Raw genomic sequence first — 12,807 nt, forward strand, 5'->3', positions numbered from 1 at the left:
CCACCAGACCCGGCGCATGGAAAGATGTGGAGCGCCATGAGCGAAACGTCACTCCCCGCGCCCACAAGCGCCGACGTCGCCCGCCTCGCGGGCGTCTCCCGAGCCACCGTCTCCTACGTGCTCAACGACACGGCCGGCGGCCGGGTCAGCGAGAAGACCCGCCTGCGCGTCCGCGCCGCCGCCGACCAGCTGGGCTACGTCCCGCACGCCGCGGCCCGCTCGCTGCGGGCCGGCCACTCCGGGCTGGTGCTGATGGCGACGCCCGAGATCACCTTCGGGCCGCTGTTCAACGAGTTCTTCAGCGAACTGCGCGCGGGCCTGCGGGACCACGGCTACACCGCGGTCCTCTACGGCAGCCGGGCCGACCTCTCCGGCCGCGAGATCGCGCGCGCCTGGGCGGAGCTGCGCCCGACGGCGGTCATCACCGGCGTCACCGACGACCTCTCCCCGGAGGGCGTGGAGATCCTGCGCCGCAGCGGCACCCGCGCGGTCCTGACCCTCGCCGCGAAGCCCGTCTCCGGCGCGCACGCGCTGGTCCTGGACCAGAGCGAGGTCGGCGAGACCGCCGGCGCGCACCTGGTGGCCCGAGGCCACCAGGAGATCGGCGTCATCATGCCCACCGACCCGACGCTGCGGCTCTTCAGCGAGCCGCGCCTGTCGGGCGTCCGGAGCGCGGCGACGCCGGCGGGCGCGCGGGTGGAACCGCTGGACCTCGACTACACCGAGGAGTCGGCGGCGGCGCTGGCCGCACGCTGGCGCTCACTCGGCCTGACGGCCCTGTTCTGCTACAACGACGAGTACGCGGCACTGCTCCTGGCGGCGTTCCACGACGCGGGCATCGCCGTCCCGGCGGAGGCCGCGTTCGTCGGCTCGGACGATCTGATGCTGGCGCGGCTGCTGCGCCCCCGGCTGACGTCCGTCCACGTCGCACTGCCGCAGGGGCTGTTCCTGGCGGACCTCATCGACCGCCTGATCCGTGAGCCGGACGCCCCCCTGGAGACCCACCGCGTCGGCACCGCGACGATCACCGTCCGCGACAGCAGTTAGGTGCAGCACGCCCAGGGGCGCGGGGCTCTACGCGAGCAACCACCCTGTGCAGATGGCCCTCTTCGATGAGGACCATCTGCTCGTCGGTGGCTTGTCGCGCAGTTCCCCGCGCCCCTGGAGGCTCCGCCTCCTGGGCGGTGCAACTGAACCTCAGAAGCCCAGCTTGCGCAGCTGCTTCGGGTCCCGCTGCCAGTCCTTCGCGACCTTGACGTGCAGGTCCAGGAAGACCGGCGTGCCGAGCAGCGCCTCGATCTGCTGGCGGGCGGCGGTGCCCACCGCCTTGAGGCGCGCGCCGCGGGCACCGATGACGATGGCCTTCTGGCTCTGCCGCTCGATGTAGACGTTCGCGTGGATGTCCAGCAGCGGGCGGTCCGCGGGGCGGCCCTCGCGGGGGATCATCTCCTCGACCACGACCGCCAGGGAGTGCGGCAGCTCGTCGCGCACGCCCTCGAGCGCGGCCTCGCGGATCAGCTCCGCGACCATGATCTGCTCGGGCTCGTCGGTGAGGTCGCCGTCCGGGTAGAGGGTCGGGCCCTCCGGCAGCAGCGGGACGAGGAGGTCGACCAGCAGGTCGACCTGGTGGCCGTCCTTGGCCGAGACGGGGATGATCTCCGCCCACTCGATGCCGAGCTCCGCGCCCATCTTGGCGACGTCGAGCAGCTGCTCGGCCAGGCGCTTGGAGTCGACCAGGTCCGTCTTGGTGACGATGGCGACCTTGGGGCGCCGCTTGATCGCGGCGATCTCCTTGGCGATGAACTTGTCGCCGGGGCCGATCTTCTGGTCGGCGGGCAGGCAGAAGCCGATGACGTCGACCTCGGCCCAGGTGGCCCGCACGACGTCGTTGAGGCGCTCGCCCAGGAGCGTGCGCGGCTTGTGGAGCCCGGGGGTGTCCACCAGGATCAGCTGCGCGTCGGGGCGGTGCACGATGCCGCGCACGGTGTGGCGGGTGGTCTGCGGGCGGTCGGAGGTGATCGCAACCTTGGTGCCGACGAGCGCGTTGGTGAGCGTGGACTTGCCGGCATTGGGGCGCCCGACGAAGCAGGCGAAACCCGATCGGTGCTGCTGGGTAGAACTCATGCCGCCATTCTCCCTTACGCGGGGAGCGCGCGTACTCAGCGGTGGAGCCGCCGGTCGGTGAGGTCCACCTCGATCGGGTAAGGGAGCTCGATCTCCAGCTTGCCGCGGTGGACGCCCGTCGGAGCATAGGCGCCTATGGCCTCGTCCAGCTCGAACGTGTGGACGACCGGCTCGCCGCCCTCGTTCTCGACGCCCCAGAAGTACCGGATTCCTGCGGCGGCGTACTTGCGGGGCTTCACCTCGCGGTCGCGCACGTCGGACTCGGGCGAGACGACCTCGACGGTGAGCTGCACGTCCTCGGGCTGGAGGGTGGTCTGCTCGTCGTCGACCGCCTCCGCCGGGACGACCATCAGATCGGGCTCGGGCCGATCACGCTTCCCCAGGGTGACGGTCATCTCCCGCAGAACCGCCAGCTCGTCCGGGCAGGTGGCCATGAGGCTGGACATCAGCAGGTTGATGACGCGCATGCGGACGATGCGCTGTGGGGACATGAAAACGAGGCTCCCGTCGAGCAGCTCCGTGTGGCGGGGCAGATTCGGGAGGTGGTCGAGGTGCTCCGCCGTCCAGCCGCCCTCGGGCGGGAAGAGCCATGCCGGGATCTCCGCGCACTCGGGGTCGTCCGGGCTCGCGGGTGGGTCGGTCGGCGCGACGGTCATCGTTGCTCCCATGAGAGGGATCCTCGTCGTCCACTTCAGCGTACCCAGAGGGTTTTCGCGCTCACTCATCCGAACGGGCGAGCACAGGCGCGACAGGGGCTCACTTCCCCCGTTTGAAGAGCGACCCCAAACCCCCGACCACGGTGAACAGCGCGACGACGATCGACGCCGTGAGCCACCACGGGTTCTGGTCCTGCTGCCAGTGGCCCATGCCCATGAGCACGAACAGCACGCCGCAGATGAACGCGATGCCCTTCATCATTGCCCACTCCCCCAGCACAGCTCGACGGCCGACGTCCCGACCCTAGTCGGGGCGTCGGCCTTGGCAAGAGGCCTCAGACGACGATGCTGTCCCGGACGACCGCGTCCGTGCCGGCCAGGTAGACGGGGGTGCCGGCGCCGCCGAGGTCGCGGGCGGCGGAGAGGTCGGTCTCGGCGAGGTGGTTGGCGTCGCTGACGACGGCGGCGGCCTCCAGGCTCTTCGCACCGCTGGCCACGGCCATGGCGACGGCCGTCTGCAGGGCGCTGAGGTGCAGGGACGGAAGGGAGACGGTCGCGGCGACGTAGGTCCGGCCGGTCTCGTCGCGCACCGCGGCGCCCTCGGCGACGCCGTTGCGGGCGCGGGCCGACCGGGCGAGGGTGATGATCTTCTTGTCTTCGGCGTCAAGCTCGACGGACTGCTCGCTCATGGCACGAGGATAAGGTCTGCGGGCCTGCCATGATCAGTCGTGTTCACGGTACGGTCGCCGGCCGAGGCTCTGCTGCCGCGAGCGGCAGGGTCAGCCGGACCTCCTCCTCGGCGAAGCCGAGCGCCGCGTAGAAGGCGCGGGCGGAGTCGTTGGCGGCGCCCGTCTGCAGCGTGACGTTCGCGAGCCCGCGCTGCACGGCCCAACTGCGGACGATCGCGACCAGCGCGCGCCCGATCCCGCGCCGAGCCGCGACGGGCGCCACCGCGAGTTCCCCGATGTAGGCGTCCCGGTCGCCGGTCCAGTGCGTCTGCACCGCCACGGAGACGACCCCGAGGACCTCCCCCGCGCCCTCGGCCACGAACATCGCCCCGTCGTCGAGGGATCCGGACAGCCAGCCCCGCGCGGTGCGCAGTGCGGCCTCCTGGTCGCGCCAGGGCGCGACGCCTTCGGTGAGACGCGGGGCGAGGGCGAGCACGGCGGCGCGGTCGTCGGGGCCTGCGGGGCGGATGACGAGGTCCAAGGTGTCCATGGCGAGCAAGGCTGGCACGGCAGGGGGCGGTTGATAAATGGTCGCGGGACGAAGGAGCCGTCGGGGCGCTAGCTTGTGGGCTCATGACGGATCTTCGTATCGGTGTGATGTACGACCGCTCCTGGGACCCGGCCGGGCTGCCCGCGTTCGCGCGGGAGGTGGAGGCGCTGGGCGTGGACGACCTGTGGGTCGTCGAGGACCTCGGGTGGAACGGCGGGATCTCCGCCGCGGCCGTCGCGCTGGGCGCGACCCAGCGGCTGCGGGTCGGGCTCGGCATCGCCCCGGCGCCGCTGCGCAGCCCCGCGCTGCTGGCGATGGAGATCGCCACGCTGGCGCGCGTCTTCCCGGGTCGGCTGGTGGCCGGGGTCGGCCACGGCGTGCGCGAGTGGATGCAACAGGTCGGCGTCGCGCCACGGTCGCCGCTGGCGCTGCTGGAGGAGACACTGACGGCGGTGCGCGGCCTGTTGCGGGGCGAGAAGGTCACCGTCGAGGGGCGCGAACTCTCGATCAGCGGCGTGGAGTTGGTCCATCCTCCGGAGCCGGACGCGGTGCCGTCGGTGATCGCCGGGGTGGTCTCCCCCAAGTCCCTGGTGCTGGCCGGCCGGGCCGCCGAGGGCACGCTCGTGGCCGAGGGCCACGGCCCCGGGGACCTGCGCGCGGCTCGCGCGGCGGCGGAGCACGGCGGCGGCGGGGCGGACCACACCCTGACCGTCTTCACCTTCCTCGGCGTGGGCAAGGCGGCGGGACCCGCGCTGCGGGAGGCCGTCGCGGGCCACGCGCAGTGGCTCGGCCGGGACGCCGCGGACACGTTCGCCGCGGGCGGCACACCGAAGGACGCGGCAGCGGCCGTCCACGCGCTGGGCGCGGCGGGCGCGCAGACGGTGGTCCTCCGCGCCTGCGGCCCCGAGCCGCTGGCTCAGCTACGCGCGGTACTGGAGGCACTCTGAGCCGTTGCACTCCCCAGGGGCGCGGGGAACTGCGCGAGCAACCACCGGCGTGCGGATGGCACTGCGCGTTCGGCCCGCCGGCTGCGTGGGTGGCTTGTCGCGCAGTTCCTCGCGCCCCTGAGGTGGTGCAACCGGCTCAGTCCGCATCCACCGAAGCCGCCTCGACCTCGCCGACGCCCCAGCCGTAGGCGAGCTTGTGGACCTCCAGGACCAGGAAGGACTCCGTCGAGACGACGCCGTCCACCCGCTGCAGGCGGTTCGTCACCAGGTCCGTGAAGTGCGCCGTGTCGCGGCAGATCACCTCCGCCATGATGTCGAACCGGCCCGCCGTCAGGATCACGTACGAGGTCTCCGGCAGCTCGCGCAGCGCCCTGCAGACGTTCTGGGCCTCGCCCGCGCGGACGCGGATGCCGATCATGGCGAGGCGGTCGAAGCCGATCTTGAGGGGGTCGGCGATGCCGACGATCTGCAGGATGCCGCTCTCCTCCAGCCGCTGGACCCGGTAACGGACCGAGGAGGGCGGGATGTTGAGCTCCTCCGCCAGGTGGCTGTAGGGGCGGCGGCCGTCCGTCTGCAGGATGGCGATGATCCGGCGGTCGAGCTCGTCCAACTGGAGGGCGGGGGCTCGGCCGGGGCGTACGGTCGGGTCCGCGTCAGGGGTGGCCATCGTCGGTCTCCGGTTCGATTCGTGTCGATATCACCGCTTCGCGGTCGGGTCAGGAGTCGAATCCTAGGCCCAGGCGGTCGAGGGTCCGCAGCCACAGGGTGCGGTGTCCGGTGCGGTCCTCGTGGGCCAGGGCGCGGCGCGTGGCGGCGACGGCGAGCCAGCGGGCCGGTTCCGGCGGGAAGGGGACAGGTGGGCGCCGCATCATCGTCAACTCGGTTCGCTCGGTGCGCAGTCCGTCCAGCAGGTCGAGGACGGTCGCGGCGGCGAAGCGGGTGGCGGAGACGCCGAGGCCGGTGAAGCCGAGGGCGTAGGCGACGCGTCCGCGGGCGGCCTGGCCGGTGAACATGGTGAAGCGGGTGGAGGAGTCGATCGCCCCGCCCCACGCATGGGAGAAACGGACCTCGCCCAACTGCGGGAAGGTCTCCCGGAACTGCTCCGCCAGCAGCCGATGGCTGTCGTCGCGCCGGCTGAGACCGTCGTGGACGGGGCTGCCGTAGTGGTAGACGGCGTCGTAGCCGCCCCACAGGACGCGGCCGTCGGCGGTCTTGCGCAGGTAGTGGAACTGGTTGCCGGAGTCGGTGATGCCGTGGTCGCCCTGCCAGCCGACCGCCTTGAACTGCGCGTCCGTCAGCGGCTCGGTGGTCAGGGCGTAGTCGTAGACGGGGATGGTGCGCAGACCGAGGCGGCGCAGCAGCGGCGGGTAGGCGTTGGTGGCCAGCGCCGCGCGGCGGGCGGTGACGGCTCCGTAGGGGGTGGTCAGCCGCAGCAGCGGGTCGGTGCGGGTGTCGAGGTGGGTGACCTTGGTGTGTTCGGCGATCCGGACGCCGGCGGCGAGGCAGGCGGCCCGCAGGCCCCAGGCCAGGCGGGCGGGGTCGAGCAGCCCGTAGCGCGGCTGCAGCAGGCCGGTGGACCAGGCCGGGGAGTCGATGTGGTCGCGCAGGTGGGCGCCCTCCAGCAGGACGGCCTCCTCCCCGTGCCGGTGGGCCAGCTTGGCGGTGGTGCGCAGGGCGGCGGCCTGCCAGGGGGTGGTGGCGACGGAGAGCTTGCCGGCGAGGCGGAAGTCGCAGTCGATGCCGTGGCGGTCGAGGTCCCGCCGCAGGGCGTCGAAGTTCTCCGCGCCGAGCCGCTGCAGGGCGGCGATCTCCCGGGGCCAGCGTTCGGCGCCGTTGGCGAGGCCGTGGGTGAGGCTGGGTGAGCAGAAGCCGCCGTTGCGCCCGCTGGCGGCGGAGCCACAGCTGCCCTGTTCGAGGACGAGCACGTCGAGGCCGGGGTGGCGCTCCTTGGCGAGCAGGGCGGTCCACAGGCCGGTGTAGCCGCCACCGACGACCGCCAGGTCGCACGTGGCGTCCCCGGTGAGGCAGGGCAGTGGTTCGGGGCGTTCGGGTCGGTCGAGCCAGTACGGCTCCCGCTTCGGTCCCTCCATCTGGGCCTCCCGGGAAAGGGCGGGGACGGGCGCCATGGTCGGGCGGCGGCGGGAGGGTTGTCAATATTCCTCGGCCGTAACGAATCGGCAATGATCATGGGCCAGATTTGCTTGAACGAGAGCGTTGACAGCCATCTCTTGGCGCTTCTATAACCGATCCCCACAAGCGTTTGTTCGTCGTACCCGCGTGCAGTCGTCCGCGTGTCCCCTGCGCCCCGCGTCCCCAGCTCGGTCCCGCCCCGGAAGAAGGCAGAGGATCCACCATGAGCACACCGCTCACCAGACCAGACGAGACGGGCGGCCCCGCCTCCACCGGGGCGGACGCCCTCGGCGGCAAGGGGCTGCGCGACGGCGCCCTCGGGCTCTTCTCGTCCGTGGCCATCGGCCTCGCGTCGGCGGCCCCTGCCTACAGCCTCGCCGCGACGCTCGGCCTGATCGTCGCCGGTGTCGGCCTGCAGGCGCCGATCATCACCATCCTGGCGTTCATCCCGATGCTGCTCATCGCCTACGCGTACAAGGAGATGAACGCGGTCGACCCGGACTGCGGCACCACCTTCACCTGGGCGGCACGGGCCTTCGGGCCGCGCACCGGCTGGATGGGCGGCTGGGGCATCATCGTCGCCGACATCATCGTCATGGCCAACCTGGCCCAGATCGCGGGCGGTTACACCTTCCAGCTGTTCGGCTTCGACTCGCTGGCCTCCAGCACCCTGTGGACCACCGTCGCCGGTGTCGTCTGGATCGCCCTGATGACGCTGATCTGCTACATCGGCATCGAGGTCTCCGCCGCGCTGCAGCGGGTGCTGCTCTGCGTCGAGGTGGCCATGCTGGTGCTCTTCTCGGTGACCGCCCTGGTCCGCGCCTACAGCGGTACGAAGGGCTCGATCCACCTCTCCGCCTCCTGGTTCAACCCGTTCGCGGTGACCTCCGCGTCCGCGTTCACCGCCGGAATCCTGTCCGCGATCTTCATCTACTGGGGCTGGGACACCGCCGTCTCCGTCAACGAGGAGACCGCCGACAAGACCCGCACCCCCGGCCGCGCGGCCGTCATCTCCACGGGTCTGCTGCTGCTGATCTACGCCCTGGTCTCCACCGCCGCGCAGGCTTTCGCCGGCGTCGGCGCCACCGGCACGGGACTCGCCAACTCCAACAACTCCGGTGACGTGCTCTCCATCCTGGGTGGCGCCGTCTTCGGCACCAAGGGCCTGGGCTGGTTGCTGGCCAAGATGTTCATCCTGACGGTGCTCACCTCCGCGGCCGCGTCCACGCAGACCACCATCCTGCCGACGGCCCGCACCGCCTTCTCCATGGCCGTGCACAAGGCCATCCCCTCCCACTTCGCGCGCGTGCACCGCCGCTTCCTCACCCCCACCTGGTCCACCGTCGGCATGGGCCTCGTCTCGATCGCCTTCTACGTGCTGCTCACCAAGATCAGCGGCAATGTGCTGCTGGACTCGATCTCCTCGGTCGGCCTCGGCATCGCCTTCTACTACGGCCTCACCGGGTTCGCCTGCTTCTGGTACTTCCGCAAGGTGCTCCGGCGCAGCGCCCGCGACCTGTGGTTCAAGGGCATCTTCCCGCTGCTCGGCGGCATCATGCTGCTCTACTTCTTCTGCTACGCCGCCTTCGACGTCTACGCCGACCCGAACTACGGCCACACCTCGATGACCCTGCCGCTGGTCGGCAAGGTCGGCGGCGTCTCCGTCATCGGCCTGGCGGCGCTGGCCCTCGGCGCCGTCCTGATGCTGATCCAGTGGGCCTTGCAGGGCTCCTGGTTCCGCTCCCCCGACGTCCCGGTGAGCGCGGCCACCGAGCAGGAGGTCGCGTCCGTCGGCTGACGTCACACACCGCACCGCGCACCACCGCACCGCGCACCACCGCACCGCGCACCACCGCACCGCGCACCACCGCACCGCGCACCACCGCACCGCGCACCACCGCCCACGCGCGAACCGCACCTCGCACGTCGGTCCGTTCCTGCACCTGTTCCTGCACCTGCCTTCGTACCGTACGGAGTTCAGGAGGGTTCATGCCTCGCACCAACGGCCGTGCCATGACCTACTCACCGGCGACCAGGCTCATGCAGCGCCTGTTCGCCGCCCATCAGGAATCCGCCCGGACCGGCGTCCCCGTGGACGACGTGCTCGGTGCGCTCGAGGTGCGGGAGGCGGCCGAACGCCGCCTCCGCGCGCTGGGCCGCGAACAGGCCGCGGAGGCGGGACCGAGCCGCCGCGACCTGTTCCGCTACGGCGCCGCGGGCGGCGCCGCCGTCCTCGGGCTCGGCGCGCTGAGCCGGGCCACCCCGGCCCGCGCGGCCACCGCACCCAGAATCGCCATCGTCGGCGCGGGCCTGGCCGGCGTCCGCTGCGCGCACATGCTCTGGACCGGCAGCAGCTCCAAGGGCCCCGTCGCCTCGACCGTCTACGAGGCCGACACCACCCACATCGGCGGCCGCTGCTGGTCGCTGCGCGGGTACTTCGACAACGGACTCGTCGGCGAGCACGGCGGCGCGTTCATCAACAGCAACCAGAAGTCGGCACTCAACCTGGCCCGGACGCTGGGCCTCACCACGGAGATCACCAACGGCGGCGACCTGCCGACCGGCAACCAGATCTACTGGTTCGACGGCAAGCCCTACACCTACGCCCAGGCCAACGCCGACTGGTCCGCCATCGGCTTCCCCGCCTTCAGCGCCGCGGGCAAGGCCGCACCCTGGCCGCAGGCGTACAACAGCTTCACCGCGGCCGGCCAGAAGCTCGACCAACAGACCGTGCCCGAATGGCTGGACTCCACCGGCATCGGCCAGACCACGCTCTTCGGCCGGCTGATGCTGGCCAACTCCGTCTCCGAGTACGGTGGCGACCCGTCCCTGCAGTCGGCTCTCAACCTGGTCTACCTGCTCTACAAGAACAGCCAGAACCAGCTGCAGCCGATGACCGGCTACGACGAGAAGTACCACATCGTCGGCGGCAACGATCAGCTGGTCAGCGGCATGCTCGCGCAGTTGCCGGCCGGCACCGTCCAGCAGGGCCACCAACTGGTCGCGCTGGCCCGCAACTCCGACGGCAGCTACACGCTGACGTTCCAGCAGCCCGGCCGGACCAGCACCACCACGGTCGTGGCGGACCACGTGGTACTCGCCCTGCCGTTCACCGCACTGCAGAAGGTCGACTTCTCGCAGGCCGGACTCTCGGCGTTCAAGACCTCGGTCGTCAACGCCGGCGTGCTCGGCCAGAACGCGAAGATCCATGTCGAGGTCTCGCACAAGACCTGGCCGGCGCTGGGTGACAGCGGCAGCGCCTACACCGACTGGAACGCCTTCTGCGTCGCCTGGGACGACTCCGTCCCCACCGGACCTAACGGTGCCCCCTCCGTCCTGCTGGCCTTCCCGGGCGGCAGCACGGCCCAGCACACGCTGACGGGCGCACCCCACGGCCCCGCCCCGGCAGCGGACGTGAACTGGTTCCTCAACCAGATCGAGCCGATCTACCCCGGCACCACGGCGGCGTACACGGGCAAGGCGTACGAGGACCACTGGTCGGTCGACCCCTGGCACTACGGGGCGTACTCGTACAACAAGCCCGGGTACTACACGTCGATGTTCGGCTACGAGCACGTCCAGGAGGGCAACATCCACTTCGCCGGCGAGCACACCAGCATCCAGGACCAGGCCTTCCTGGAGGGCGGCATCACCTCCGGCGAGGCGGCGGCGACCGAGATCCTCGCTCAGATCTGAACCCTCCACGCGGTCGTCCCACCCCCGCCGACCGGCGGTGTCAGACCCAGCTGATGCAATGTCACAGTTGCTTCTCCTGAGTGGAGTCAGCCGTGTGACGACGGGGGTGTGGCGTGGCGACGGCATCGGAGCGAGTGCTGCGAGAGGCGGAGGCCCGCGGGCTGGGCGACTACCGGGAGAGCTACGCCTACAGCGGGCTCGCCTGGTTCTTCGTGACGGTCCCGCTGCTGGCTCCGCTCCTCGCGCTGATCCAGATACCCGGGCAGGCGGGCCCGGTCGCCCTGCTCGGCGGTGTGCTGGAACTGGCTCTGGTCGGGGCCGGCGTCATCACCCGCCGCCGCAAGGCGGTGCACCTCTTCACCCGGGGTTTCCTGCTGGTGGGCGTCTCGGGCCGGGTCCGGCGGTCCGCCACCTGGCCCGAGGTCTCCGTGCGGATCAAGCGGGTCGGTACGCGGTACTCGACGCGCCCGGTCCACACCTACGGGGTGGACGTCGCCGGTCGGGAGAGCTTCGGCTTCGGGCAGCGCCAGATCGTCCGCGGATCCGAACTCGCCATGGAACTGGCCGAGCTCGGGGCACCTGGCCGGGTCGCCGCGGCCCTGCGCACGATCGACGAGCAGGGCTCGGCCACCCTGGGATTCCTGCGCTTCAGCCGTGACCTCATCCAGGACGACGGGCCCCGCGCGCAGATGCAGCTGCCGGTCGCCGAGATCGCCCGAGTCCAGCTCCGCCCCACCGGTGACCCGGGCGATCCCACCGAGCTGCTGCTCACCGTCCGCGGCTCCGGCACCACCGTCGCCATCGCCTGCCTGCCCGTCGATCGCGTCGCCATGGCCGGCCTGATCACCGCCCTGACCGGGCAGGGCGCCGCCACCCCGGGGGCCTGACCCACGGGACCGGCCCCGAAGGGCGGGCGCCGGTGGGCTACCGGCCGCGCGCGAGCCGGCCGAGCGCCAGCGCCGCCAGCAGCGCCGCACCGTCGGCGAGGACCGCGTCGTCGAAGTACGCCTCCGGGCTGTGGTTGTACGGCGCGGTCGCCGGGTCGCGGTCCGGGGCGCAGGCGCCGAGGAAGAAGTACGCCGAGGGGACCGCCTCGCAGACGTAGGAGAAGTCCTCCGCCCCGGCGAGCGGCTGCGCCATCGGCTGGAAACGGTCCTCGCCGAAGAGCGAGCGGACGGTGCGGGAGGTGAACTCGGCCTCGGTCTCGTCGTTGCGGGTGACGGGGTAGAGGCGCTCGTAGCGGGCGTCGATCTCCAGGCCGTGGGCGGCCGCGACACCGCGCACGACCCGCAGGGTCTCCTCCTCGGCGCGGGCCCGCGCCTCCGCGGAGAAGGTGCGGATGGTGGCCTCGAAGGTGGCATCGTCCGGGATGACGTTGTTGATCGTGCCGCCGTGGATGTGCCCGACGGTGACGACCACCGGATCGAACGCGTCGAAGCGGCGGGTGACCATCGTCTGCAGGGCTGTCACAGCCTCGCACAGCGCCGGTATCGGGTCCAGCGCCGCGTGCGGCGCCGAGCCGTGGCCGCCGCGGCCGCGCAGAGTGACGTGGAGGGTGTCGGCTGCGGCCATCGCCGCGCCGGGCCGGCCGGAGACGACGCCGCCGGGCAGCAGGCCGCTGGTGACGTGGAGGCCGTACGCGGCCACCACCCGCTCCCCTGCCGCGTCCAACAGGCCCTCGTCGATCATGACCTTGGCGCCGCCGCAGCCCTCCTCGCCGGGCTGGAACATCAGGACGACCGACCCGGCCAGCTCCTCGCGCCGCTCCACGAGCAGCTTCGCCGCGCCCACCAGCCCGGCGACGTGCAGGTCGTGCCCGCACGCGTGCATGGCTCCGGGGATGCGGGACGCGAACGGCAGCCCGCTGGTCTCCTGCACCGGCAGCGCGTCCATGTCGCCCCGCAGCAGCACCGCCGGACCCGGTCGCCCACCGCGCAGCACCGCCGTGACGCTGCTCAGCTTCTCCCCCACCGAGACCTCAAGACCCAGCCCCTCCAACGCCGCCAACACCTTCGCCTGCGTCAACGGAAGGTCCA

General features: G+C 71.7%; 13 protein-coding genes. 5 read left to right on the forward strand and 8 right to left on the reverse strand.

The window, feature by feature from the left end:
- Positions 1–36: 36 nt before the first annotated feature.
- On the forward strand, positions 37–1,047 hold the full coding sequence (locus BMY61_RS31330) for a LacI family DNA-binding transcriptional regulator (RefSeq protein WP_042444821.1): 1,011 nt from the start codon (positions 37–39) through the stop codon (positions 1,045–1,047).
- A 150-nt stretch (positions 1,048–1,197) separates the two neighbouring features.
- Here the strand turns inward: BMY61_RS31330 and era are convergent, their stop codons facing one another.
- From era to BMY61_RS31350, 5 genes are all read right to left on the reverse strand, one after another.
- The gene (gene era / locus BMY61_RS31335) at positions 1,198–2,124 is read right to left on the reverse strand and encodes a GTPase Era (RefSeq protein ID WP_042444599.1); all 927 of its coding nucleotides are present in this window, start codon (positions 2,122–2,124) and stop codon (positions 1,198–1,200) included.
- A gap of 35 nt (positions 2,125–2,159) precedes the next feature.
- Entirely contained in the window at positions 2,160–2,792 is a 633-nt protein-coding gene (locus BMY61_RS31340; protein ID WP_143094611.1) for a Uma2 family endonuclease, read from the reverse strand.
- An 88-nt stretch (positions 2,793–2,880) separates the two neighbouring features.
- The gene (locus BMY61_RS46605; RefSeq protein WP_161791218.1) at positions 2,881–3,042 is read right to left on the reverse strand and encodes a hypothetical protein; all 162 of its coding nucleotides are present in this window, start codon (positions 3,040–3,042) and stop codon (positions 2,881–2,883) included.
- 73 nt (positions 3,043–3,115) lie between these two features.
- Positions 3,116–3,469: a cytidine/deoxycytidylate deaminase family protein gene (locus tag BMY61_RS31345; RefSeq protein ID WP_042444595.1), complete on the reverse strand. Its 354-nt coding sequence runs from the start codon at positions 3,467–3,469 to the stop codon at positions 3,116–3,118.
- A 43-nt stretch (positions 3,470–3,512) separates the two neighbouring features.
- A complete protein-coding gene (locus BMY61_RS31350; RefSeq protein WP_052438488.1) occupies positions 3,513–3,998 on the reverse strand; it encodes a GNAT family N-acetyltransferase in 486 nt (161 codons plus the stop codon).
- Between the two features lie 83 nt (positions 3,999–4,081).
- Between BMY61_RS31350 and BMY61_RS31355 the strand changes: the two genes are divergently transcribed.
- Positions 4,082–4,945: an LLM class flavin-dependent oxidoreductase gene (locus BMY61_RS31355; protein WP_042444593.1), complete on the forward strand. Its 864-nt coding sequence runs from the start codon at positions 4,082–4,084 to the stop codon at positions 4,943–4,945.
- Between the two features lie 136 nt (positions 4,946–5,081).
- Here the strand turns inward: BMY61_RS31355 and BMY61_RS31360 are convergent, their stop codons facing one another.
- Positions 5,082–5,612 carry an Lrp/AsnC family transcriptional regulator gene (locus BMY61_RS31360; protein ID WP_042444591.1) on the reverse strand — a complete coding sequence of 177 codons (531 nt, stop codon included), beginning with the start codon at positions 5,610–5,612 and terminating at the stop codon, positions 5,082–5,084.
- Between the two features lie 49 nt (positions 5,613–5,661).
- A complete protein-coding gene (locus BMY61_RS31365) occupies positions 5,662–7,035 on the reverse strand; it encodes an NAD(P)/FAD-dependent oxidoreductase (RefSeq protein ID WP_052438487.1) in 1,374 nt (457 codons plus the stop codon).
- Between the two features lie 263 nt (positions 7,036–7,298).
- Here BMY61_RS31365 and BMY61_RS31370 point away from each other — a divergent pair, with 263 nt between their 5' ends.
- The 3 genes from BMY61_RS31370 to BMY61_RS31380 all read left to right on the forward strand — a co-directional run bounded on the left by BMY61_RS31370 (position 7,299) and on the right by BMY61_RS31380 (position 11,658).
- Positions 7,299–8,873, forward strand: coding sequence for an APC family permease (locus BMY61_RS31370; protein WP_082014854.1), 1,575 nt, complete (start codon positions 7,299–7,301; stop codon positions 8,871–8,873).
- Positions 8,874–9,064: 191 nt separating this feature from the next.
- Positions 9,065–10,771: a flavin monoamine oxidase family protein gene (locus BMY61_RS31375; RefSeq protein WP_042444587.1), complete on the forward strand. Its 1,707-nt coding sequence runs from the start codon at positions 9,065–9,067 to the stop codon at positions 10,769–10,771.
- Between the two features lie 113 nt (positions 10,772–10,884).
- Positions 10,885–11,658, forward strand: a complete 774-nt coding sequence (locus BMY61_RS31380) for a hypothetical protein (RefSeq protein ID WP_143094612.1) — start codon at positions 10,885–10,887, stop codon at positions 11,656–11,658.
- A gap of 37 nt (positions 11,659–11,695) precedes the next feature.
- Here BMY61_RS31380 and BMY61_RS31385 read toward each other — a convergent pair.
- Positions 11,696–12,807: M20 metallopeptidase family protein (locus tag BMY61_RS31385; protein ID WP_083555230.1), on the reverse strand; the 1,112-nt coding region annotated here is incomplete at its 5' end.

The organism is Streptacidiphilus jiangxiensis (genome assembly GCF_900109465.1).
GTDB lineage: Bacteria > Actinomycetota > Actinomycetes > Streptomycetales > Streptomycetaceae > Streptacidiphilus > Streptacidiphilus jiangxiensis.

What these genes read in the sequence shown, in the direction of transcription:
- BMY61_RS31355 (WP_042444593.1), top strand. Translation starts at nt 4,082, where the DNA reads ATGACGGATCTTCGTATCGGTGTGATGTACGACCGCTCCTGGGACCCG.
- BMY61_RS31330 (WP_042444821.1), top strand. Translation starts at nt 37, where the DNA reads ATGAGCGAAACGTCACTCCCCGCGCCCACAAGCGCCGACGTCGCCCGC.
- BMY61_RS31370 (WP_082014854.1), top strand. Translation starts at nt 7,299, where the DNA reads ATGAGCACACCGCTCACCAGACCAGACGAGACGGGCGGCCCCGCCTCC.
- BMY61_RS31345 (WP_042444595.1), bottom strand. Translation starts at nt 3,469, where the DNA reads ATGAGCGAGCAGTCCGTCGAGCTTGACGCCGAAGACAAGAAGATCATC.
- BMY61_RS46605 (WP_161791218.1), bottom strand. Translation starts at nt 3,042, where the DNA reads ATGATGAAGGGCATCGCGTTCATCTGCGGCGTGCTGTTCGTGCTCATG.
- BMY61_RS31360 (WP_042444591.1), bottom strand. Translation starts at nt 5,612, where the DNA reads ATGGCCACCCCTGACGCGGACCCGACCGTACGCCCCGGCCGAGCCCCC.
- BMY61_RS31375 (WP_042444587.1), top strand. Translation starts at nt 9,065, where the DNA reads ATGCCTCGCACCAACGGCCGTGCCATGACCTACTCACCGGCGACCAGG.
- BMY61_RS31340 (WP_143094611.1), bottom strand. Translation starts at nt 2,792, where the DNA reads ATGGGAGCAACGATGACCGTCGCGCCGACCGACCCACCCGCGAGCCCG.
- BMY61_RS31365 (WP_052438487.1), bottom strand. Translation starts at nt 7,035, where the DNA reads ATGGAGGGACCGAAGCGGGAGCCGTACTGGCTCGACCGACCCGAACGC.
- BMY61_RS31350 (WP_052438488.1), bottom strand. Translation starts at nt 3,998, where the DNA reads ATGGACACCTTGGACCTCGTCATCCGCCCCGCAGGCCCCGACGACCGC.
- era (WP_042444599.1), bottom strand. Translation starts at nt 2,124, where the DNA reads ATGAGTTCTACCCAGCAGCACCGATCGGGTTTCGCCTGCTTCGTCGGG.